The 24,038-nt window shown below is 35.5% G+C and carries 17 protein-coding genes and 1 pseudogene; 12 read left to right on the forward strand and 6 right to left on the reverse strand.

The genetic code is table 11. The annotated features are described in order from the left end of the window. Positions 1-56 precede the first annotated feature (56 nt). Positions 57-200 (reverse strand): hypothetical protein, encoded by a 144-nt coding sequence (locus ACFIJW_RS05195; protein ID WP_375618436.1) that lies wholly within the window; start codon positions 198-200, stop codon positions 57-59. 235 nt (positions 201-435) lie between these two features. Here ACFIJW_RS05195 and ACFIJW_RS05200 point away from each other — a divergent pair, with 235 nt between their 5' ends. Further along, positions 436-1,179 (forward strand): 16S rRNA (uracil(1498)-N(3))-methyltransferase, encoded by a 744-nt coding sequence (locus tag ACFIJW_RS05200; RefSeq protein ID WP_375633539.1) that lies wholly within the window; start codon positions 436-438, stop codon positions 1,177-1,179. A gap of 68 nt (positions 1,180-1,247) precedes the next feature. Then, entirely contained in the window at positions 1,248-2,621 is a 1,374-nt protein-coding gene (locus ACFIJW_RS05205; protein WP_375633540.1) for a glutamate--cysteine ligase, read from the forward strand. A 1,126-nt stretch (positions 2,622-3,747) separates the two neighbouring features. On the opposite strand, the pseudogene ACFIJW_RS05210 reads toward ACFIJW_RS05205, so the two are convergent. Continuing rightward, positions 3,748-3,978: pseudogene (locus ACFIJW_RS05210) on the reverse strand (type ISP restriction/modification enzyme); the annotation flags it as partial. 1,022 nt (positions 3,979-5,000) lie between these two features. On the opposite strand from ACFIJW_RS05210, the gene ACFIJW_RS05215 reads away from it, so the two are divergent. After that, entirely contained in the window at positions 5,001-6,356 is a 1,356-nt protein-coding gene (locus ACFIJW_RS05215; RefSeq protein ID WP_375612078.1) for an L-cystine transporter, read from the forward strand. Positions 6,357-6,363: 7 nt separating this feature from the next. Here ACFIJW_RS05215 and ACFIJW_RS05220 read toward each other — a convergent pair whose 3' ends face one another. Beyond that, positions 6,364-7,242, reverse strand: coding sequence for a methyltransferase (locus tag ACFIJW_RS05220; RefSeq protein WP_375633541.1), 879 nt, complete (start codon positions 7,240-7,242; stop codon positions 6,364-6,366). 195 nt (positions 7,243-7,437) lie between these two features. Between ACFIJW_RS05220 and ACFIJW_RS05225 the strand changes: the two genes are divergently transcribed. Together ACFIJW_RS05225 and grxC are read left to right on the forward strand one after the other, a co-directional pair. Beyond that, positions 7,438-8,223: a ComF family protein gene (locus ACFIJW_RS05225; RefSeq protein ID WP_375633542.1), complete on the forward strand. Its 786-nt coding sequence runs from the start codon at positions 7,438-7,440 to the stop codon at positions 8,221-8,223. A gap of 47 nt (positions 8,224-8,270) precedes the next feature. Further along, a complete protein-coding gene (grxC, locus tag ACFIJW_RS05230; RefSeq protein ID WP_375618441.1) occupies positions 8,271-8,525 on the forward strand; it encodes a glutaredoxin 3 in 255 nt (84 codons plus the stop codon). 20 nt (positions 8,526-8,545) lie between these two features. Here grxC and ubiG read toward each other — a convergent pair whose 3' ends face one another. After that, positions 8,546-9,289: a bifunctional 2-polyprenyl-6-hydroxyphenol methylase/3-demethylubiquinol 3-O-methyltransferase UbiG gene (gene ubiG / locus ACFIJW_RS05235; protein ID WP_375633543.1), complete on the reverse strand. Its 744-nt coding sequence runs from the start codon at positions 9,287-9,289 to the stop codon at positions 8,546-8,548. A gap of 189 nt (positions 9,290-9,478) precedes the next feature. Between ubiG and ACFIJW_RS05240 the strand changes: the two genes are divergently transcribed. Continuing rightward, complete coding sequence (locus ACFIJW_RS05240; RefSeq protein WP_375633544.1) at positions 9,479-10,735, forward strand: aspartate kinase; 1,257 nt, start codon at positions 9,479-9,481, stop codon at positions 10,733-10,735. 2,620 nt (positions 10,736-13,355) lie between these two features. Here the strand turns inward: ACFIJW_RS05240 and nhaA are convergent. Next, positions 13,356-14,714, reverse strand: coding sequence for a Na+/H+ antiporter NhaA (gene nhaA / locus ACFIJW_RS05245; protein WP_375633545.1), 1,359 nt, complete (start codon positions 14,712-14,714; stop codon positions 13,356-13,358). Between the two features lie 146 nt (positions 14,715-14,860). Beyond that, on the reverse strand, positions 14,861-16,567 hold the full coding sequence (locus ACFIJW_RS05250) for a hypothetical protein (RefSeq protein WP_375633546.1): 1,707 nt from the start codon (positions 16,565-16,567) through the stop codon (positions 14,861-14,863). A gap of 354 nt (positions 16,568-16,921) precedes the next feature. Here ACFIJW_RS05250 and ACFIJW_RS05255 point away from each other — a divergent pair, with 354 nt between their 5' ends. From ACFIJW_RS05255 to ACFIJW_RS05280, 6 genes are all read left to right on the forward strand, one after another. After that, positions 16,922-18,694 carry an SLC13 family permease gene (locus ACFIJW_RS05255; protein WP_375633547.1) on the forward strand — a complete coding sequence of 591 codons (1,773 nt, stop codon included), beginning with the start codon at positions 16,922-16,924 and terminating at the stop codon, positions 18,692-18,694. A gap of 582 nt (positions 18,695-19,276) precedes the next feature. Beyond that, positions 19,277-19,948 (forward strand): tetratricopeptide repeat protein, encoded by a 672-nt coding sequence (locus ACFIJW_RS05260; RefSeq protein ID WP_375633548.1) that lies wholly within the window; start codon positions 19,277-19,279, stop codon positions 19,946-19,948. A 4-nt stretch (positions 19,949-19,952) separates the two neighbouring features. Then, entirely contained in the window at positions 19,953-21,377 is a 1,425-nt protein-coding gene (gene der / locus ACFIJW_RS05265; protein WP_375633549.1) for a ribosome biogenesis GTPase Der, read from the forward strand. Positions 21,378-22,460: 1,083 nt separating this feature from the next. Further along, positions 22,461-22,895 (forward strand): AtpZ/AtpI family protein, encoded by a 435-nt coding sequence (locus ACFIJW_RS05270; RefSeq protein ID WP_375633550.1) that lies wholly within the window; start codon positions 22,461-22,463, stop codon positions 22,893-22,895. Between the two features lie 7 nt (positions 22,896-22,902). Next, the gene (locus ACFIJW_RS05275; RefSeq protein ID WP_375623586.1) at positions 22,903-23,661 is read left to right on the forward strand and encodes a F0F1 ATP synthase subunit A; all 759 of its coding nucleotides are present in this window, start codon (positions 22,903-22,905) and stop codon (positions 23,659-23,661) included. 54 nt (positions 23,662-23,715) lie between these two features. Next, complete coding sequence (locus ACFIJW_RS05280; RefSeq protein WP_005773968.1) at positions 23,716-23,946, forward strand: F0F1 ATP synthase subunit C; 231 nt, start codon at positions 23,716-23,718, stop codon at positions 23,944-23,946. Positions 23,947-24,038: the final 92 nt, after the last annotated feature.

Genomic DNA, 24,038 nt, shown 5'->3' on the forward strand with positions numbered 1-24,038 from the left:
ATCTTATAAAAGTTGCTAAAAAACATTAAAATTTTAAGGAGGATGTTGGCCAGTGATTATTGAGTCGCAGAAGAAATACCATAGCCATCTTTGGTAATTGTATGCTTCCCGTCGGCTCCAACAGAACCAATTCCCACTGTAATCAAAATAAAGGCTAAGAGGGTTGTAATCGTAATAATTGTAGCTTTTTTAGCAGACATATTTTTCCTCCACGGATGCATCAATGACTGAATGCAAAGATGAATGGTGCATTATTTAAACTTTTATGAAAGCAGAATCACTTAAGGATCTATAAGTTCCTATTATTATCTCATAAAGCTAAAAAAACTCTATAATTCTTTAATATATTATAGTTCTATAGATATAATTTTTTCTTTTTGCTATATATTTTTCTTCATTTTTTCGATGATGATAGTGAGCATTGGCAAAATTTTTATGCGCATAAATTATAAACTTAAAAGATTATTTATCCGACAGACATTGGCTTTGAATGAAGAAATAAAGATAGAGGGGGCACAAGCTTCTTATCTTATGCATGTTTTGCGTATGAAAGAAGGAGCAGAAATTTTACTTTTTAATGGACAGGATGGTGAGTGGCTTGCTAAACTCATCACTGTTAAGAAAAAATTTGTTGTGGTTCAGCTTATCCATCAAGAAAGATTACAAACGACGCATTCCAATCTTATTTATTGCTTTGCTCCACTCAAAAATGTGCGGTTGGATTATATGGTGCAGAAAGCTGTTGAAATGGGGGTATCGATTTTGCAGCCTGTTATAACGCATCATACGCAGGTTACGCGTATCAATATGGCGCGTATGGAAGCCAATGTTATTGAAGCTTCTGAACAGTGTGGAATTTTATCTCTTCCTGAATGCGTATCGGCTCTATCATTAGCAGAACTTTTAGCACAGTGGGATGAGACACAGCCTTTATTCTTTTGTGATGAAGAGCATAAATCGCATAATCCATTACCTTCTTTTAAAAAGCGTGGCGTTACAACACCTGGTATTCTTATTGGACCGGAAGGTGGCTTTAGTGAAGAAGAGCGGAGCTTTTTAAAAAAACATCCTTTTGTGGTTCCAATATCACTAGGTCCGCGTATTTTACGCGCTGACACTGCCGCTGTTGCTGCTTTGGCTCTTCTTAATGCTACCGTGGGGGATTGGGCAATGGATTGAGAAATCTGTAAAATCATTCTAAACAATTTATTTAAGATGATGATACCAATTATAGGATACGGTAAGTTATGGCGCTTGATATAACTGATGAAAGTGAAATTTATGACTTAGATTCTTTGGTTAGCTATTTCCAAGGGGGGTATAAAGCAGAAGATGATTGGCGCATTGGTACAGAACATGAAAAATTTCCGTTTTATAGAGATGGTTTTCACCCTGTTCCTTATGAAGGAGAGAGGGGAATTCGAGCGCTTTTAGAGAGAATGCAAAGCGCTTTAGGATGGAAACCTATTTTAGATGAAGAGAATATTATTGGGCTCGTAGGATCAGTTGATCAGGGAGCCATTTCTTTGGAACCTGGGGGACAATTTGAATTATCTGGTGCACCATTAAAATCAGTAAGCCATACATATCACGAGTTGATGGAGCATTTAACTCTTCTCAAAAAAATTGCAGAACCATTAGGTATAGGTTTTCTAGGTCTTGGAGCTAGTCCAAAGTGGACTTTAGCTGAAACGCCGCGAATGCCTAAATCACGTTATCAGATTATGACTGACTATATGCCTAAAGTGGGGTATAATGGTCTTAATATGATGTATCGCACATCAACAGTTCAGGTTAATCTTGATTTTTCATCCGAAAGTGATATGCGGCGAAAAATGCAAGTATCCATGAAGTTACAGTCCATTGCAACGGCATTATTTGCAAGTTCGCCCTTTACAGAAGGGCGCCCAAATGGCTTTTTATCGTGGCGTTCTGAAATTTGGCGTAATACTGATAATCAGAGGACAGGTGTTCTTCCCTTTATATTTTCTGAGCGTTTTGGTTTTGTTGATTATGTTGAATGGGCCCTTGATATTCCAATGTATTTTGTTGTGCGTGATGGTCGTTACCATGATTGTACACACATAACGTTTCGTCAGTTTATGAATGGAGCATTAAAAGGACAAGTTGCAAATTCAATTCCAAACATGGGAGATTGGATTAATCATTTATCAACGTTATTTCCTGAAGTCCGCTTAAAAAGATTTTTAGAAATGAGGGGAGCTGATTGCGGTTCTTGGAAGCGCATTTGTGCGTTGTCGGCTTTTTGGGTTGGGCTTCTTTATGATAGGGAAGCACTTAATGAGGCAGAGGCTTTGACAAAAGATTGGTGTTTTGAAGAAGTTTTAGAGTTGCGCCAACGCGTTCCTAAAGAAGGGTTAAGAACTCCTTTTCGTCAAACTATTCTTTTAGAGTTAGCACGTCAAGCTCTCGCTATTGCTCGCAAAGGCTTAAAAAATCGCAAACAGTATGATACGAATGGTTTTGATGAAACAAATTTTCTTAATCCTTTAGAAGAGGTTGTTGCAATGGGACAAACAGATGCTGAAAAATTTTTGTCCCATTACTATTCTATTTGGAATGAGTCTGTAGAACCTTTATTTTTAGAATGTGCCTATTAAATTTGAAGCAAAGATACTTCCTATTTTTTAAAAAATGCATATCAGTGTGGTAGTTTATTCACTCATTTGCTCTAGAGAGCATATCCTACCTTGCTTTTAACATTTTTCATAACGGAAAGGATACAATACAAAAATTTCTTGGGGAGTGTGATTTTTATACCCAATAATATCACGATATTTCCGTAATCATAATGTTGTCCCTTTGTACAAAAGATAGTTCATAAGAGATAAAGCTTATTATCAAACATTTTTTATTCACTTGGCTAAGCCTACTTATGAATAGGTCTGAAAATAATATTTTTCACTTTTAAAAGGGATAAAAAAATATAATTTGCGGTTAATAGTCAATTATTATAATTCAATATAGGATGCTTATATGAAAGAGCATTTTATTATACAAAAATTATGATATCAATCTTTCAGTGTGCTAAAAAGACAGTAGAAAAAATACCGATAGATCTATGTATGTATAACTCAAGTTTATTTTTATAGAAAAAAGAAATATATTATGTAAATAGATAGAAATAAAGATGATAATATATAGAATGAATGTGTTAATTACATCATTAAATATTAATAAATAAAAATATTATCTTCATAGAGTTATATGAAATTATAAGCTATTCATAGATAAGAAATAACTATTTGTATGCAAAGGGGTATTATATTAATATACTATTATTCTTGATAAAGATGCACGAGATAAAGAGATTGAATTTGCAACGAATGAGTGTTTGAATACGCACAAAAATTCAAAAAAGCACAACATTTCTATAGCAGAATAATCTTTATCAGTATGAGCGCAACTTATTATAGGCGATTAATTATCCCCATACATTGTAAATTTACTGTAAGACTGCTTTTAATGCTTTAAACTGTACTATTTATAAAATTTATAATATTTGTAGGCTTAAAGCCTCTCATTTTAATCATATACCCTTAGTCTTTTCCATTGTTTTCATTATCTAGAAATTTGTAATCGTCTTTGTTATGCTCTCACTAGGATAAGCAGCTTTAAAATGTGCTCGTCCCTCATCCGTAATGGCATCACGCTTCTGTAAACCAGATGTTTTTCTTTCCTTTATTGAATTTGCAAATAAATGGGATTGTTTTTCATCATGAACAGTTACAGAGATTCAACGTTTTTATAAAGATACAGTGGAAAGCATTGACCTGTATCTATTGCATCTAGATTAGGCAAATTCTTAGCTATCAATACAGAAAAAACGCTTCGTGCTCCTATGCCTGTAATTTGTATCATCCTATTTTCAACTTTTTGTCCTATCAGGACTATACGAGGCATTTGGTAAATTCCATCGTTGAGATTCCGATTATAATAAAACCACTGTTGCGTAAAAGGATGATATGAACTCTGAGTGAGGCATGCCTCTTCAAATTCAAAACCTTTCTTCTTATTAGTTCTTGCGTAACATTATAACTCCAACTTATCTTTTTTATATCTAAAGTGACAAAATTATCTACAGCACGTGCACGTGTTGTTCGATCAGCATATGAATAGGTATCGTTAAAACGTTTTACTGCGCTATTATAAAAAGCAATCATATTATTTATATTTGCTGCTCAAGCTCCGCTCTCCAATGTTGCGACAGCTCTTGCACTAAGATGTTTCATCAGAGGTATTTCTACTCCTTTCTTATACATTTTTACCCATACGGCCAGCCCTGCTTATGACGTGCAAGCAAATGATTTTGATTGATTCAAGATAAACAGGTTTGAAATGAGAGAATCTTACGTTATTCGGGACTCTTATTTAATATGCAAAACAGTAAATTATCATTATAAATCAACATCTTGTCTTTCAAAGCCTTTTTATGACTATAAAAAGAGTTTTGAAAAATAAAAAAGCTTTCATTGAGAGCAAAGAAAGAATGTATAAAAAGTATTTTCAATAAAATAATTATATTTGAAGTGCTGATCAAAGCTATTGAGAGTGCAGTCCATAAAATGAGCAGAAGTAGCTTGTTGGTGTATTTTCTAGAAAAATCATGAATGTTCGATTGTTAATTCATCCTTGCTTGGAAAGCTCGCTTCAGTTCAAATAGAAAAAGAGAGAGGTAAAGAGATTTATAGGATAAGATATGCTGGAATTATTCAGTATTAAGATGCAATGAATGTTACTTATATTTTTCTTTTTTAACTATTTTATGAGAGTGAAAATTTAAATAATAAGAAAATAATTTTATTTATTTTCTTTAAACATTTATTAGTAGATAAAAAATTCTCTTTTAATCTATAAATTAAAAAAATAATGATTTTGTAAAAGCCTTGTAAGCTTTATAGGTTAATTTTAAATATCATGCATTGATTTTGAATTATGCAGATTATTTATGTCAACCATAATAATAGTGAGCATAGACAATGACATTTAATTTTTTCGTCAATTTATTTCTATTTGTTATTTTTTTATTGTTGGTTTCTCAAAGTAAGAAAATGCAATGGAGTCTTTCACTACGTGTTATGCTATGGCTTATCCTTGGCTTGATTTTTGGAAGTGTTTTGCAGTTTATTTATGGAGAGGGTGAAAGCACTTTATTGAAATCCGTTGAATGGTTTAACATTGTCGGTGAGGGCTATATTTTATTGTTGCAAATGATTGTTATGCCACTGGTTTTTATCTCTATCGTTTCAGCAGTTGCTCATTTACATTCTGTTTATGCTGTTGGAAAGATGAGTATAATAACAATTTCAATATTGCTTTTTACAACGGCTCTTTCAGCATTGGTTGGTGTGCTTGTGGTTAATTTTTTTGGATTAACAACCGATGGTTTGGTGCATGAAGGGCAAAATGTTTCTGCTCTTCTTGAAGGTCATATTTCTAAACTTGGAGATATGAATATACCAAAGATGATTTTGTCTATGATTCCTAAAAATCCATTTGCTGAGTTGAGTGGAGCTAAACGTACGTCAATTATTAGTGTTGTGATTTTTGCGTCATTTTTAGGTGCATCGGTTCTTCTTTTAAAGAAAGATGAGCCAGAAAAAGGAGAAAAAGCGCTTTTATTTATTCAAGTGGCACAAGCTTGGATTATGCGGTTAGTCCGTATTGTGATTGCTTTGACGCCTTATGGTATTTTTGCACTTATGACGAAAGTAGGAGCAATATCGCGTATTACAGATATTTTAAATTTACTGGTTTTTATCATTGCCTCTTATGTCGGTATTATTTTAATTTTTGGAATTCATGGTGTATTGCTTGGTATTTCTGGGATTAATCCCTTTCGTTTTTTCAAAAAGGTTTTACCGGTTTTAACATTTGCTTTTAGCAGTCGTTCAAGTGCTGCAAGTATTCCTTTGAATATTGAAGCGCAAACACAGTGGATAGGTGTACCACAATCCATTGCGAGTTTTGCAGCTTCTTTTGGGGCAACAATTGGACAAAATGGTTGTGCTGGTCTTTATCCAGCGATGCTTGCGACCATGATTGCACCCTCTATGGGGATTAATCCTCTTGATCCTACTTGGATTGCTACGCTTATTGGTGTTGTAACGTTGAGTTCTATTGGTGTTGCTGGTGTGGGGGGAGGTGCTATTTTCGCTGCATTGATTGTGTTACCAATTATGGGGCTTCCTGTTACTTTGGTTGCTGTACTTATCTCTATTGAACCGCTAATTGATATGGGACGTACTGCTCTAAACGTGAGCGATTCAATGATAGCTGGAACGGTCACCAGTCAAATATTACGGACAACAGATAAAAGTATTTTTAAAAAATAATTTTAGATTATATTTTTTGGGGCTGTAAAACATCTGTAAGAGATATTTGCGCTGAACCAGGCTGGAGCGGTTTTTGTTGATTGGGATGAGGAGCCCAACCAGAGAGCCAGATGAAAGAAAAATGTGCACGAATACGTCCATCAGGATCACTAAATCGTTGTGCATAGATTTCAGCTGCGCGGAGAAAAAAACGTTTGGATACAGGGCGTCGTGAACGATTTATGAGTGCATTTTGCATTCCCATAGCTTTAAGATCGTGCATAAGGTCGAACATTGTATTATAACGTATTGTGATATCTTCAACGTCTGCTACAGGAAGGGCAAAGCCAATACGCTGTAAAAGAGCGCCTGCATCACGAATGTCGGCAAAAGGGTAGACCCTAGGGCTTGCTCCATCATAAATTTCACTTTCAGCTTGCAGCAGGCTTTCGCGCAATTCTCTTAATGTGCCAGCTCCTGCCATAACAGCAAGAAATAAGCCATCTGGTTTAAGGGTATTTTTTATCTGGCTTAGAACACCAGGGGTATCATTGGTCAATTGTAATGAAAGAAGTGAAACAATAAGGTCACAGTAACTTTGAGGTAAATCAAGAAATTCTCGATGACGTAAATGAAATTTTTTATCATGGCTTTGATAAAGCGGATCGGTCTCAATGCGTTCTATAGAACAAACTTTTCCAGATTTCATTAAAGCTTGCGCAGAAAGGTCTGTATGGCTGTGTAAATCGAGAGCTAATGTAAAGAGGCGATCAACAGTGCTAAGGCGTTTATAGAGATCTTCTGCTATGTGAGAGAGTAAAAAGTCACATCCTTTTTTTGCTTTTTGAAAGGCTCGTTTTCGGAATTGTTCAATGCGGTTATGATCAAAAATTAAAGGATGCGACATATTGTAGAACACTTTCGATCTATGAAAGAATATATTTTGAAAAGGTTCATTATTTGTGCAAGCTCTGTCAAGTTTATAATATGAAAGAAATAAATTTATAGAAGGTAAGAGTTTTTAAAGGAATTAAAATTATAAATTGAGGAAATACAAAGGAACTTTTGTTCTAAGGGAAACTTGTAAAAGCCTAAATTTATAATGTTGTATTTTCGAGAAGCGGCGTTAAATAGCGAAGATATACTAAGTAAGTTCGTTGAACGCTTGAAAACGATGCTTTATCCACCAATTTGTCCTGGATGTAAGCAAAATGTTTCTACTTATGGTACGATTTGCTCCGAATGTTGGAAAGAACTTCAATTTATCACGAAACCTTATTGTCCTGTTATGGGGACTCCTTTTGTTTGTGATATGGGGGAAGGTTTTCTTAGTGGTGAAGCACTCCGTAATACTCATCCTTTTTCACGTGTTCGCTCAGTCATTGTTCATAAAGGGCTTGCACGAACTTTAGTAACGCGCTTAAAATATGGTGATCATATAGAATTGGCATCATTTATGGCCAATTGGATGATGTTTGCTGGACGCGAGGTTATTGATGATTGTGATGTTATTATTCCCATTCCATTGCATTTTCGTCGTTTTTGGGAGAGGCGTTATAATCAATCTGCTGAGCTTGCACGTTATATTGCAGCATCACAAAAAAAGCTTTTAAAACCGAGTTGGCTTGTTCGTTGTCGGCATACCCGTCCGCAGGTTAGTCTTTCTTCGAGAGAGAGAAAACTTAACGTAAAAAATGCTTTTAAGGTTTCGCATAAAGTTAAAAAATATCTCAAAGGATGTTCTGTTTTGCTGATTGATGATGTATTTACAACGGGTGCAACAGTTACAGCAGCAGCTGCTGCATTAAAAGATGCAGGTGCACGACAGGTTGATGTGCTAACATTTTCGCGTGTTCTCAAAGAAGATTCTATTTTTCCCTCTTCTTAAGAGGAATTTAAAATGAATATTATTAAAAAATATTGGAGGATAATACTATGAAAGAGATAATAATTTATACACGTCCTGGTTGTCCTTATTGTACAAAAGCACGTGATTTGCTTAATAAAAAAGGCGTAAAGTATACAGATATTGATGCTTCCACATCCCTTCGCCAAGAAATGGTACAGCGTGCAAATGGACGTAATACATTTCCACAAATTTTCATAGGTGATTATCACGTTGGCGGTTGTGATGATCTTTATGCTTTAGAGGCTGAGGGAAAGCTGAATTCTCTATTACAAGGCATATAATATTTGTAAATTACATATTCTTAAGACCGTTTTGCAAGAAGGAGATAGTTAACGCCCATGTCTTTTGAGCGATTCCAGCTGTCGTTTAATGGGTTATAAGTAATACCTATCTCATCAATGACAGTCAGAGCGTTTTTTGATAAGAAATTTTTAAGTTCTAGAGGTTTTAGGAATTTTTTATAATCATGGGTTCCTTTAGGAAGCCAACGTAGAATATATTCAGCGCCTACAATAGCAAGCCCCCATGCTTTCCATGTGCGGTTGAGTGTTGAGACAAACATCAACCCTTGTGGTTTCAACATTTTTGCTGTAGCTGCTATGAAGAGATTAACGTCAGCGACATGTTCAACAACTTCCATATTAAGGATGATATCAAATTTTTCTCCTTCATTGGCAAGTACTTCTGCTGTCGTCGTGCGGTAATCAATGGAAAGGTCATTTTGAGCTGCATGGGTTTTTGCGACTTCAATATTTGTTTGTGCAGCATCAACGCCTACAACCATAGCACCAAGACGTGCCATTGGTTCACATAACAAGCCTCCTCCACAGCCAATATCAAGAATTTTCAAATTGTCAAAGGGCGTAAGTGAAGAAGGGTCACGATTAAACTCTAAACAGATTTTTTCTCTGATGTAAGCAAGGCGTGTTGGGTTAAATTGGTGAAGAGGTCGAAATTTTCCTTGTGGATTCCACCATTCTGTAGCAATACGTGAAAAATGATCAATTTCACTTTGATCAATAGTTGTTTGTGTTTCATCGATCATGTTGCCTTCCTTTTATTTTTAATGATCAGGTCAAGTAGATTTTATACAAAGTCAAGAGAAATTAATATAATCATAATGAAACTTGCACAAATGATAGATATTCGCTATGTCGAGAAAATGGTTAATTGATACAGCATCTAATTCTCATTACTGTTTGAGATAAGAGATGTAAAGGTAAGAGTGTTATTAATGGCGCGCATTGTCATGAAATTTGGTGGAACATCTGTAGCAAACATTGAATGTATTCATAATGTTGCACGGCATGTCAAAAGAGAGGTTGATGCAGGCAATGAGGTAGCCGTTGTCGTATCTGCGATGGCTGGTAAAACAAATGAACTTGTTCAGTGGACAAGTGATGCTTCCTCTATGCATAGAGATGCTCGTGAATATGATGTTGTGGTTGCTTCTGGTGAACAGGTTACTTCAGGTTTGTTGGCTTTGACACTTCAAGAAATGGGGGTGAATGCACGTTCATGGCTTGGTTGGCAAATTCCTATTCATACAGACAATGCGCATGGCCGTGCACGTATTACTAATATTGATGGATCTTTTTTAATCGAGTGTTTTCAGGAAGGTCAGGTTGCCGTTATTGCTGGTTTTCAGGGGTTATCTCCGGATAACCGGATTTCTACCTTAGGGCGTGGGGGATCAGATACAAGTGCTGTTGCTATAGCCGCTGCTGTACAAGCTGATCGCTGTGATATTTATACAGATGTGGATGGTGTGTATACAACGGATCCACGTATAGAGCCGAAAGCGCGTCGTTTACCAAAAGTAGCTTTTGAAGAAATGCTAGAAATGGCTTCTCTTGGTGCAAAGGTTTTACAGGTTCGTTCTGTTGAATTGGCAATGGTTCATAAGGTTCGTACCTTTGTGCGTTCAAGTTTTGAGGATCCTGATGCGTTAGGCATGGAGGATCCAATGAGTTCTTCTGGAACACTTATTTGCGATGAGGATGAAATTGTGGAACAACAAAATGTTACTGGTATTGCTTTTGCTAAGGATGAAGCACAAATTTCCCTTCGGCGGCTTGCTGATCGTCCAGGGATCTCGGCAGCAATTTTTGGTCCCTTGGCTGAAGAACGCATTAATGTTGATATGATTGTGCAAAATATTTCTGAAGATGGCTCAAAAACTGATATGACTTTTACGGTACCATCATCAGATGTAGAAAAAGCCGTTACACTTCTTGAGAAGAATCGCAAAGAAATTGGATTTGATGTTCTCCAATTTGAAAGCGATCTCGCCAAGGTATCTGTGATTGGTATTGGAATGCGTAGTCATGCAGGTGTTGCCGCTACAGCATTTAAGGCTTTGGCTGAAAAGGGTATTAATATTCAAGCAATTACGACCTCAGAAATTAAAATTTCTATTTTGATTGATAGTGCTTACACTGAACTTGCGGTTAGAACATTACATGCTGTTTATGCACTTGATAAGGGATAAGTATTTTTTAGTTTCAACAGAGTTTCAATAACGTAAAGCTTTAATATATAATTAATAATTTTTGTTAAGGATAATTTATATTTTAAACTTAAATGGAATATTTAATACAGCAGAACTCTCTTATTTTAAACTTGTTCATGATGAATTTAAAATGGTCACTTATATATTACAAGAGAAAGATGTTTAGGTAAAAAACTCTGTTTAAGAAGGGATATAAAATATGCCGTCTATAAACGTTTTAGAACCTATAGAGTGGGATGGAGAAGACTTATACGATAAGCCTTAATAGAACTAAGGAACAATGCACTGCGTTTATTCAAAGAATGCATGTTACATGAGGGACAGCCTCGTGAATACAGATTTAATATTATAAATCTTAGAGAAATGGGCGCTCATTGGATTAGTGACGGAATTACCAAAAATAGAATTGATGATGTATTTTCTAGAGATGTTTAGTTTGTCATCAAATGATTGTTTATGACTTTATGTATATCTTGAAAATTTAATTTTTTCCATATTATGAGGCAATAAAAAAATATATCTTTATAGACAATATTTATGTTGCACTATAAGTTATAAAATTACCATATCTTATGCGTTTATAGCTTATTCAGAAGTACTTTTCATAAAATCATGTAAATATAGATCAAAATTAATGATAATGTTACAGTGTGTTGCTTTTATGATTTTATTAATTAAATTTTTTTTCATGTCTATTTCTCTTTTTTGAATTATGATTAAGATTTTCAAAGTTTTGATACCTCCATATGTTCTTTAGGTTAACTTTCTTCCCTTAACTACTCTATTATAAGTATTTTCTGTGTCATACTGCCAATCACACATGAAATACATTCTTTCGTTTTTGCAGTATATTGTGCTAGTTTCTTATCATATTTACATATTTTGCAAATGGTGGTCTTTGTAAGCAAAACTCTTCTTGTGAGAAATATAGCCATATTATTTTACTCTTCTTGTATTTTATGTGGCGTTGTATAATTTGAAAGTCTCGAAAATATTGCTTTTTAAATTATCTATGAAGAGTATTTTATGGTATCAAGAAATATAGAGCGAGCTCTTTAAACAAAAAGAAAATAAATATCAAATAAGAGCGGAAAAAGGGGAGAACAACGATATATATGCTCTATTTTTCCACCAATCATATGTTTTAGAATAGTCTAAATGACTAGGATTTTCTTTTTTCCCGCGAGTTAATTACGTAAACTAGAGTGCTCCCTATGGAAGCATGCTTCAAGTTTAATTCTTTCATGGAGTGAGACAAGCGATGTGTCGATGATAAAAAACGGGAATATTTTTCCACTCCATTGTCAATCTAGTAGTAATGTTATGACGTTGTTATTCCAAAAAAATCTTTTGTTTTTTGTTACCTGTATCAATATCTAATATCAGCGTAGATGCATGTTTGACGATATATATTGAGACGGGTAAGGGGACTACGAGCAACTCCTGTTTTTGTATGCCAGATAGGAACAAGGATGTTGCGTATACCTGTTGGGGTAATTTCTGAAATGGAGATAAAACCTAATTGGGGGAGAATATGAAGCCATAAAAGTGAAAACCAACTTCCATTTTACAACTTCCTTTTAATTCTGCTTTACAACTTTCAAAGGGGTTGACAGCAATATCTTTTAAATAATGGATATTACACATTGGTTCACGTTTTTGTTTATTGCGTTATTAAATCATATATGCCTTTCACGTAAAAAAAACGCTATTATAGTGCCAATTTACGCGCTTGTTTTAAAGAAATATTTCTCCCCAAGCCCATTACGGCGTTTGTGGATGGTGTAACGTAAAATTTATTGGGGCCCCATCTCCTTCTTAGATCAAAGGTGTCAGTTGGTCGTCATCATTTAATTTTTAGTTTTCGTGTTGAACAGCTCTTGTATGGATATGATGAAGCATTCTTATTTCTTTCCTCAATAATCCATATTTCTCTTCGGCTTGTGACGTGTAAGCGAATAGTCTTGATTGATTCATCATGTACAGATTTGAAATGAAAAAATCATACGATATTTGAATTTCATTCAAGATTTATAATGATAAATTAAATATTTTTACCCAAAAATAATGTGCTTTTTAAGAAGATAAAATTAAAGTTGTTTAGAATACCGGCAATAAAATCAGTAACGAGGAGGGTGGTTTATTGGAAAAAAATAAACCATGGAATTACTTAACTGATTATTGAACTTTGCTTATTCTTATCTGTTTCGTATAATTAAACATAAGATATTGATTCATAATAATTAATTTTTTCTTTATAGTGAATAATAGTCTCGACGAAAGGCAGCTTTTATGAAACCACGAAGCCTTTTATATTGAAACAATTAAAATTATTTCTGTGCACAACATGAGTGGAGCTGGTGCATGAGTAAAAGAATATTGAAGAAAGGAATAAAATATCTCTTATAAGACTTCTTAAGAGTCAAAGGTGTTTCAACATTAGAAGCTCGTAAATAGTATGATGATGTTAGTTTTCTCCTTTATAAGTGTAAAGATGAGGAGAGACAACAGCTTTTACATTAAATATCGTCCGAACCCAACAAATGAGCGAAATCGCTTTTTAAAAGTTCTGCATAAAAATGTATTTTCAGTTAGTTTGTTAGGAACTATGAGAAATTCCTTTATTGCGCTTAATATAAATAAATCCATATCCCAGACCAATAAGAGCAGATAAACCAGAGCCACAGAGGACCCCAATTTTTGCCGCATCAAGCAGAATAATATCTTTAAAAGCGAGCATTGAAACAAAAATAGACATTGTAAAGCCAATTCCTGCTAAAAAACCAATGAGTAAAACGCCTGTCCAGGTCATATGAGGGGGGAGGCGGCATAGCCCTGATTTTACAGCTATATAACTGGCAGTGATAATACCAAGAGGCTTACCGATGAAAAGACCAATGACAACACCCAGAACAATCAAGAATGATTTGTCAGAAGAAAGATCAAAGTTTGCAAAACTTACTCCTGCATTTGCGAAGGCAAAAACTGGCATGATACCGTATGCAACCCATGGATGCAATGCTTTTTGAACACGTGTTACTGGGGCGATCATGGCCCGTTGTCCTTTGCGCATCTTTTTCAATGCTGTTGAAATATGATGCAGATCTGTTTTTGTATTTTTTTCTTGAAGAATTTGCATAGCGTTACTGAGCATGGTGAGTGGCGCTACAAGAGTACGGGTAGGAAGAACGGGAGTCATCATCCCTAAGATTACGCCAGCAAGCGATGGGTGAACGCCTGTTACCATTAAACCCCACCAAATGATTGCACCAGGTAAAATGTAAAGCCATGCTGATGCAAGCCCGATCCACTGAAAAAATAGTACCAAAGCAATACCCGCTCCTGCAATCATTAAACCGCTAGGATCAATGTTTGTTGAGTAGAAAAAAGCAATAATAAGAACAGCGATAATATCGTCAATAATTGCTAATGATAGAAGAATAATATGAAGATTAGAAGGAATTTTTTTTCCTAGAAGAGCAAGAATACCTAGAGCAAAGGCAATATCTGTTGCTGTTGGCACAGCCCAACCGCGGATATGTCCTTCGTTAAAATTGAAGATAAAGTAAATAATTGCAGGAACACAAACGCCCCCTATTGCAGCAACAATTGGTAAGATTGCTTGTTTAAAATCGGCAAGAGCACCTTCATGAATTTCGCGTCGAATTTCCATTCCAGCGACGAGAAAGAAAATAGTCATAAGGGCATCATTAACCCAGAAATGTAAATCCCATGAAAGAGTGAAATGACCCAAATTAAAGCCAAGAGGTGTATGCCAAAAAGATTCATAGAAAGCAGCATATTTAGAATTGGCAAAAATAAGTGCAGCAGCAGCAGCTAATAAAAGAACAACACCACTAAGAGCTTCAATATGGAGAAAACGCTCGATAGCAGAAAGCGCTTGATTAGTGACACGAGAAACGCGATTAGGCAGGCGATTTGAAGATAAATCAGACATGAACAACTCCAAGCATCGTCAATTTTAGATTCTATACTCTCTGTATAAATGACTTTGTATGATACCTTCTGTATCATACAAAAGAAAAAAGAGGAATAAAGTTCTTAATTTATAGACAAGATCATCATGTTTAAAGCACAAAATGTTTAACGCGACGCTTCATTTTTAATAGTGAGATGTACTTTGCTTAAAGCCTTAGATAGATCATTTTGTAGAGCAGATTCGAGATCAACTATTGCGAGACCTTTATTATCGTTTGCTTTAATTTTAACGATCAATGTTTGTGGATTTTTAGCAAATTCTCCTAAGGATTTTGAAATTTTTTCTGCTTCGTCATGATTTTTTAGCAGAATTTTTGGGGTCTGCGTCATCATTAGATAGAAATCGTCATAAAGTTCCTTTTTTAGATCATGTTGGCTGTCATTAAGATTTTGCGCAAGATAAGAAAAAAGCTTATCAATGAAACCTGCATCCGTATATTGTATATCAATTTCATTGATGCCAAGGTCTTGAGACGCAGCAATCATTATATTTTTCTGACCAGAAAAAAGCTTTTCATCAACATCAATAACCTTAGCCGATATGTTCCCAGATCCAACGTTTTTCATATTGAAAGACATTGTATCAAGAAAGAGTATACGTTTTTTTTCATCGTAAGAAATATCAATTTTTCCTGAAACATTAAAGCGCTCAAAGTTCAGATTTTTGAAGAAATCTAAGTCTTTTTCATTCATTTTTTTAGGTAAAACGGAAAGGTTATTGAGAGAAAGAAAAAGCTTTTTAGGGATAGGTTGTTTCCACAAACTTGGTTTGAATTGGAATGATTCGAGCGTTGCTTTCAACTGCGGTATATCAACGGTGATATTATCAACTTTGGCATCCGCTGAGGTAATGGCGAGCAGTATGTTTATAAGAAGACCATTTTGTGCTACTTTTTCGGCGATTTTATTATTCTCTTTTCTTGCATTAAGATAAGCTTTGATTAATTTTTCAGGAGGTTGCTCAAGCGGTTTCATCTTTAAACCAGATGTTTTAAACTGCCCAAGGAAGAAAGAGCTGTTTTTTTCTGCTTCTTCAAAAATATCGACACTTATATTATTCAAAGAAATGGGGCCAGTAACGGTTTTACCTTGATTGAGAGCATTGTTTTTTCCAAAAATGATAGAGTAGGCATAGTTGATGTCGATATCATGGGCTTTTATTGTATCACTTTTAGCCATAAGTTGCATCTGTTTGGCACCATTTGCTACGACCGTTTTAAGATCCATATTTTTGATACTAACTGAATGGATATGGTTATTTCTAAAATCAGAAAGCTGGAAATTCTTGACTTCAACCGTTTCTATTCGGTTATTTTTATTTTCTATAGAAAGTTGTATATTGGGAGCAATAATTGAGGAAAGCTCAATACGCATCATTGATTGTAAAAGACGTGATGTTATCGTTCTATCTTTTTCTTTTAAGGATACATTCCGAAGAGAAATTTGGGGAATTTGCACATGAATATTATTATGCTTTAAATCAACATTATAAAATGAAAAAGTTCCGGGAATAAAGTAAAGGGGAGGACGGGCAGAAATGGCACCAATTCTAAGTGATGTACCAGCTGGAACAGGTAATGTCACATTCTTCAAATTGATTTTACCTAGAATGCTTACTTCAGATGTTCGGGCTTTTATACCACGACGGGCTATTTCTTGTTTTACAAAACTGTCAAGATAGGGTTTTGCGATATAAAATCCACCAACAATTATAATTGCCAAGATAGCAACAAATCCAATAATACAAGTGAGCCAATATCTGAGGTTACTTTGATACCCACTATTAAGATTGACCATTCTTTCTTCTTTCATTTTTATCACTCTTTGAATTGAGAGTGAAGATAAATTCTTTTAAGCAACGACAAAGGTTTAAATATAGCGTGTACCAGTTTCAACAATTATCTACTCTCTATATTAGAGTTATTCTCATCTTTTTTGCAATATAGCTTTATCAACTTTTATCAATTTTCTTTGAGTTTAGCTCTTTATAGAAAAGAACGCATAATAAGGAGAGGTAAGTTTATGCGCATCATAATTTTTTATCACTTTAAAATTATCCTAAAATATTCCGATGTCTGCTTTTATCTTGCTGCTGTTTATAGGAATATTTAAAACATAAAAAATATGTTCTTGTTCATTATAATTTAATGGGGAGAGGTAAGTGTTATGACAGAAAATCAAATAATGGCTTTTTCGATCATTGGTCTCATGATGGTTGTTTTTATTTGGGATCGATTTCGTTATGATCTTGTTGCTATTTGTACATTATTAATAGCTTGTGCCCTTGGTCTTGTCAGTCCGAAGGAAGCTTTTAGCGGTTTTAGTAATGATATCGTTATTATCGTGGGGAGTGTGTTTGTTGTCAGTACTGCTGTATCTCGCTCTGGTATAATGGAATTTATTATCCAACGGATATGGCCAGACGTGAAATCGGTGCGTCTTCAATTAGCTTTTTTGGTTCTTTCTGTTGTCGTATTATCAATGTTTGTTAAAAACATTGGTGCTTTGGCGATTATGCTTCCGATAGCTTTTCAGTTTGCACGTCGTTCTCAGGTTTCTCCTTCTGTCTTTTTGATGCCCATGGCTTTTGGTTCTTTGTTGGGGGGGCTTATGACACAGATAGGAACATCTCCCAATGTTGTTATTTCAGCGATGCAAGAACGTTTAGCAGGAACACCTTTTACTATGTTTGATTTTACACCAGTTGGTGCGGTTATTGCGACGGCTGGTGTTTTATATTTGGTTCTTTTTTATTGGCTTTTGCCTGTGCGTGTGCGTTCAGGTGTATCGTTTGATGATGCCATTGATATTCGTAATTATGTTGCAGAAGTGCATATTCCAATAAATTCACCGATTGTGGGAAAAAATATTGTTGATTTGGTTAAGCCATCAAGTGGTGATGTTATGGTGATTCAAATCATCAGAAACAAAGTATCTATTTCACCATTACCAGATTTTGTTTTGTCTGAAAATGATATTATTTTGCTGGAAGGGTCGCATACAGGGTTAGATAGCGTGATGAACTCTGCTCGTTTAGAGTTTTCTAAGGGGCGAACTATTGCTGCAGGTGATAAGGACAGTGACATTGATATTATTGAAGCAGTCATTACCCATAATTCACCTCTTATTGGTATTAGTGCGAAAGAGTTTTCCCTATTTGATCACTATAATGTAAATTTGCTTGCGTTAAGTCGTCAACATGAAAGGGTGCGGGGAAGACTTGATGATATTATTTTCCATCTTGGAGATGTGATTGTTTTGCAAGGACAGGATGCAGTTATTCCAAATTTATTAAGAGAATTGAAATGCTTGCCCCTAGCAAAACGAAATATTGTGTTTGGAAATTTACGACATGGTTTCATCTCTTTAGCTGTTTTATTTATAGCAATTATTTTTACAGCTTTTCATATTGTTCCAGTTGCTTTTTCTTTCTTTTCTGCTGCTGCTGCAATGGTGATCTTTCGTGTTTTGCCCGCGCGTGATCTGTATCAGGCATTAGATGGCCCAATATTAGTGCTATTAGCGGCTCTTATTCCAGTGAGTGAAGCGTTAGAGAAAACAGGATGTACGGATCTCATTGGTCAATGGCTGAGCCAATTGGCAATATTTTTTCCGCCATCCGGTGCTTTAGCGCTTATGTTGGTGACAGCTATGTTGGTCACGCCATTTTTGAATAATGCAGCAACAGTGATGATGGTAGCACCAATTGCGTCAAGTTTTGCTCATTCCCTTCATTATAAGCCTGAAGCTTTTTTGATGGCTGTTGCAATTGGTGCGGGTTGTGAGTTTCTTACACCTATTGGACATCAAAGTAATATGCTCGTGATGGCGCCAGGAGGATATCGTTTTAGTGATTATCCACGTTTGGGTGCTCCATTGGCGGTGTTGATCGTTATTATTGCTGTTCCAATGCTTATGTGGGTTTGGCCCTTACAATAGGATATTTTAAAAAACTTTAAGGATCAATTATAAAAAGTTGTTAATCGCATGAAGATAAGCTGAAGGGATACACTTTGTATATAGAACTTTAACTGAAGATTTGGAATTATACCACACTTTAATCATGGCGCTTCGGTATTTTTGATACAGATAAAACTTTATCTATTTGGTTTTAGTAGACATTCGTGGAAATTTACTGTTTATTCAAGTTTTTTCAAGAATTGGTTTTTCTATTATAATTGTATAATCCAATACAACCAACGATTGCGGTTGAAGACTTCAAAAGATTATCCCTCTATATAATGGGGAGAAAGTTCGCTTGAGATGATAGGCAATCATGATAAATATTAAGGCAGTGAATTTTTCATAAGACTCAATATATGTAAAAGCTGTAATGTGAACAAACAGGGTGCTTACATCATTTTCGATTAAGACTGTTGCAAAAATCTGATTGAATTGGCTACATGTTGATTTAAAATAAATAAACGAGCAATTTAAAGATTTTTAGTTAATTAGGGCTACCATCTTTATCCATTTATGCGTAAAAGCATAGGTGAAGTAACTTTTTTCAAGGTATGATATATGTCGTATGATAGTTTTATTGCTGAAGTGAATGCAGAATTTCGTCAGGAAAAGGCGCTTGCTTTTTGGAGACGGTATGGTTTTTCAATTATTGGAGCAGCTATTCTTTTTATATTCATGATAGTTGCTTATCAAGTTTATCATCATATACAAATAAAGAAAGCTGGTTATATTGGTGATGCATTTGTAAAGAGTCTTGATCTTGCGGATACACGTGATTTTGATAAAGCGATAAAGCAATTAGAAACTGTTAAAACCTCTCATTTTGGGGGGTATCCTTTTCTTGCTCGTTTACGTGAGGCTTCTTTACTCATGGAGAAAGGTGATATTATTAAGTCAGTGGAGATCTTTGATTCTGTTGCAGCGGACGAGAAAGCACCGCAGATTTTGCAGAAAGTTGCAAAAATTCGGGCGGCTTATATTCTGGTTGATACAGGGACATTAACTGATGTTGAAAAGCGCATCAAAGATATGGCAAGTGATACCGATCCTATGCGTATGTCTGCAAGAGAAGCTTTAGGCTTAGCTGCTTATAAGGCGGATAAAATGGATGAGGCGGTTTATTATTTTAAGAAAATTTCTGAAGAAGGTTCTTTGGGTTTAAAAATAACAGATCGGGCTCGAATGATGCTTGAGCTTATACAAGCTGAGGGCAAGGCAAATAAGGAATAAATCGATGAGCCTTACCATTGCTATCGTTGGTCGTCCCAATGTTGGGAAGTCAACACTATTTAATCGTTTGGTTGGGCAAAAATTGGCTTTGGTTGATGATAAGCCTGGTGTAACACGTGATCGGCGTATTCATGCGGCAAAACTTCAAGATCTACGTTTTGATGTGATTGATACCGCTGGGCTGGAAGAAGCAGGTGATCATACACTTGAGGGGCGTATGCGTTCTCATACAAAAGTTGCAATTGATGAAGCGGATCTTATTTTATTTATATTTGATGCAAAGAGCGGAATAACACCAAGTGATTTAAATTTTTCTTCATTGGTTCGCAAATCAGGAAAGCCAATTGTGCTTGTTGCCAATAAGTCTGAGTCAAGAGCGGCAACAGGAGGAGAGTATGAGGCGTGGTCATTAGGTTTGGGGGAGCCGTGCCCAATATCGGCTGAACATGGTTTGGGACTTAGTGATCTGCGTGATGCAATTATAGATGCTGTTGGGTCAGAGCATGCTTTTGGCAACAACAAAGAAGAAGATAGAATGATACAACCTGCATCTGTTGGTGATGATGTAAAGGATTTGGAAGAAGAGGAGCTTATTTACGATGAAAGTAAGCCCATTAGGATTGCAATTGCGGGGCGTCCCAATACAGGAAAATCCACTCTTATCAATAGTATGTTGAAACAAGAGCGATTGTTAACAGGACCAGAAGCAGGACTCACGCGTGATTCTATTTCTGTAGATTGGGAATGGCGTGGTCGTCATATTAAACTTTTTGATACTGCAGGTTTACGTCGAAAATCGAGAATTCAAGAAAAATTAGAAAAACTATCTGTTGCAGATACTTTACGTGCTATTCGTTTTGCAGAAGTGGTGGTCATTGTTTTTGATGCAACGATACCTTTTGAAAAGCAGGATTTACAAATTGCTGATCTTGTGATTCGTGAAGGGCGTGTTCCAGTTATTGCTTTCAATAAGTGGGACCTTATTGAAAACAGTCAGACCACATTGATTGATTTGCATGAAAAAGGTGCGCGATTTCTTCCTCAAGTTCGTGGTTTGAGAGCTGTTCCTTTATCAGGACAATATGGTCAAGGGATTGATAAACTGATGGAAAATGTCATGATGATACACCGTGTATGGAATCGTCGCATTTCGACGGCTAAATTGAACCAATGGCTTGGAACTGTTGTGGCACATCATCCACCTCCTGCGGTTTCTGGACGTCGACTTAAGGTTAAATACATCACACAGGTTAAGACACGTCCTCCTGGATTTATGATTTCCTGCTCGCGCCCCAAAAGTATGCCCAAGTCGTATTTGCGTTATCTTGTCAATGGGTTACGTGAAACATTTGATATGTCTGGTATACCCGTTCGCATATCATTACGAGCTTCTGATAATCCTTTTGCGACACGTTCCAAGAAGAAATGATAACTCTTTAATTTTTTAAGTGAATGAAATCTATACTTAAGAATCTTAAAAATAAGTTTTTTAATGATCTTTCTTTTCATAAAAGAAAAAGTTTTATTTGCTAAAGTTTTAATTTTATTGATAATCATTTATCATGAGCGCTATTGAATAGAGCTCTCTCATCTTGATAAAGATCATTTATTTGCATGTCATGAGAAGAGTTTAATAGGGAGTATTTAAGAAAGAGTACATAATCCTCTTAATGGGTTATTTAAGTGCAAGAATAGATGCAATATGAGGGTAGGGGAATATAATTATGATGCTTGTTTGAAAAGCAGCATTAGATTATCGTTTCATAAAAATAAAGCTTATGAATAAGCGCTTTTGCTTGTTTGTCTGAATAAAAAGCAAAAATATTTGCTGAATCCACAGATATTCAATTGTAAGGAGCGAAGTTTATAAAAGTAGATTAAAATTGTATAAAGTGGTATGGTAATCATATTTAAATTTTATTGTGTTCTATTGGCTTAATCTATTTGAAATTTTTGATTTATTAATATCTTGTATTTAAAGGAGCTTCTCTTAATACCCTCAAGCTCATTTCGTGATGAGGCTTGTAATGGTGTATATAAAATACTTTGCGAATAGGATCATACAGAAACCATTGATTATTATCATTTTCATAAAATGAAAAGTGCAAGTTTATTCGAATAAAAGGAGAAAACCAACGTTCTCATACTGTTTTTAGTTTTCTATGTTCTCTTTCAAAACTAGGACTGATATAACATTGGGAGCCGGAAAATAAGATGGTATTAGTTTACACCTTTCGTTAAGCGTAAAATGGTTGTTCTATAAGTTTTATATTATTCACGGGAACTTTTCATTATACATTCACGGGTGCTGTCGTGAAATCGGTTTAGGTGCTTAGAATATCTTTTTAAGAAAGCATGTAAATTGAAAAATACGTTATTTCTGCAATGAAATTTATACGATAACTTGTGATAGATTTCTTTTAGTATCTTGACGAATAAATTCGGGAACAATATGATACACACGGTTTTATGAAATGTATTCTTACGTTGCTTTTTAATTAAGGAGCCAATGATGGCGATGGGCGAGAAACCCGTTATGAGCCGTAAGGAGGCTGAAGAGAAAAAGCAAGGAGAGTGTCTTCATTCAGAGGATTTGGAATGTCGTAGTAGGAACTTAAGCGTAGCTTTAGTGCGCAAGCAAGCATTAAAGAAGTGGGAGTATAAGAGTAAGCGGGAAAAATCACAAGGAAGGATGGCAGGTGCAATTAAGCTTTCCAATGAGTTTCTGGCAAGTATTATAGTTGGTATTGTTTTGGGGTTGGGGTTTGATAAGTTAGCAAGTTCATGGCCTTGGGGATTGGTATTTTTTCTCTTCTTTGGATTTGCTGCGGGTGTATTGAGTATTCTTCGGTCTGTGGGGTATGTTTCCTCCAGTCAATTAGGAAAAAAAGGCGTATTGCGCCAAGATAAACAAGATAAAGGGGCCAATGAGAGGTCCGATAAATGAGGTTGAAGTGACAGCACACGCTCCAGATCCTATTCATCAGTTTGAGGTTTCAAGGCTGATTAAGATTTCCATAGGAAATATGGATTTATCGTTTACAAATGTATCATTGTTTACAGTCCTCACGGTTGTTGTAACTTCTATTTTTCTCTTTATTTCATCATCGAGTCGTGGATTGGTTCCAACGCGGATGCAGTCTCTTTCGGAAATGGCATATGAATTTGTAGCATCGACTCTGCGGGAATCATCTGGTGTGCAGGGAATGCAGTTTTTCCCTTTAGTTTTTTCTCTGTTTACTTTTATTTTGGTTGCTAACTTTATTGGTCTCTTTCCTTATTTTTATACGGTTACGTCTCAAATCATGATCACGTTTTCGTTAGCAATGGTGGTAATCTTGACGGTGATTGGTTATGGCTTTTATAAGCATGGGGTCAGTTTTTTGAAACTGTTCGTTCCCAGTGGAGTTCCTGTTGTGGTTTTACCTCTGGTGACAATGATTGAGGTTATTTCTTTTCTCTCCCGTCCAATTAGTCTTTCTCTTCGTCTTTTTGCGAATATGCTTGCTGGTCATATTACGCTTAAAGTGTTTTCTGGGTTTGTTGTTTCAATGATTGGGGTAGGACTCGTAGGTGTGGGTGGTTCGATTTTACCGCTTATTATGACTGTAGCAATTACTGCTCTTGAGTTTTTGGTCGCATTTCTTCAGGCTTACGTCTTTACGGTTTTAACTTGTATGTATCTTAATGATGCAATTCATCCAGGACATTAATAGAACTGGCGGTTTTCCGTCGAATAATGCAATTTCGCTTTAAAGGAGAATAACATGGAAATGGTGCTTGCAGCAAAATATATTGGTGCTGGTCTTGCTTGCTTTGGTATGGCTGGAACAGCTTTAGGACTTGGTAATATTTTTGGTAGCTATCTTTCTGGTGCATTACGAAATCCATCAGCAGCAGATAGTCAGTTTGGACGTCTCGTCTTTGGTTTTGCTGTAACAGAAGCTTTGGGAATTTTTTCATTGCTCATTGCTTTATTACTTCTTTTTGGGGTTTAATCATCATCAAAAGGGTATATCTGTTCTTGCATGAGGAAAGATTTACCCTTTTAGGCTCTTAACCAGAGAGATGTTAGTCAGTTATCATCGGT

The sequence above is a fragment of the Bartonella sp. MM97QHHN genome (assembly GCF_042194285.1).
Classification (GTDB): Bacteria; Pseudomonadota; Alphaproteobacteria; order Rhizobiales; family Rhizobiaceae; genus Bartonella.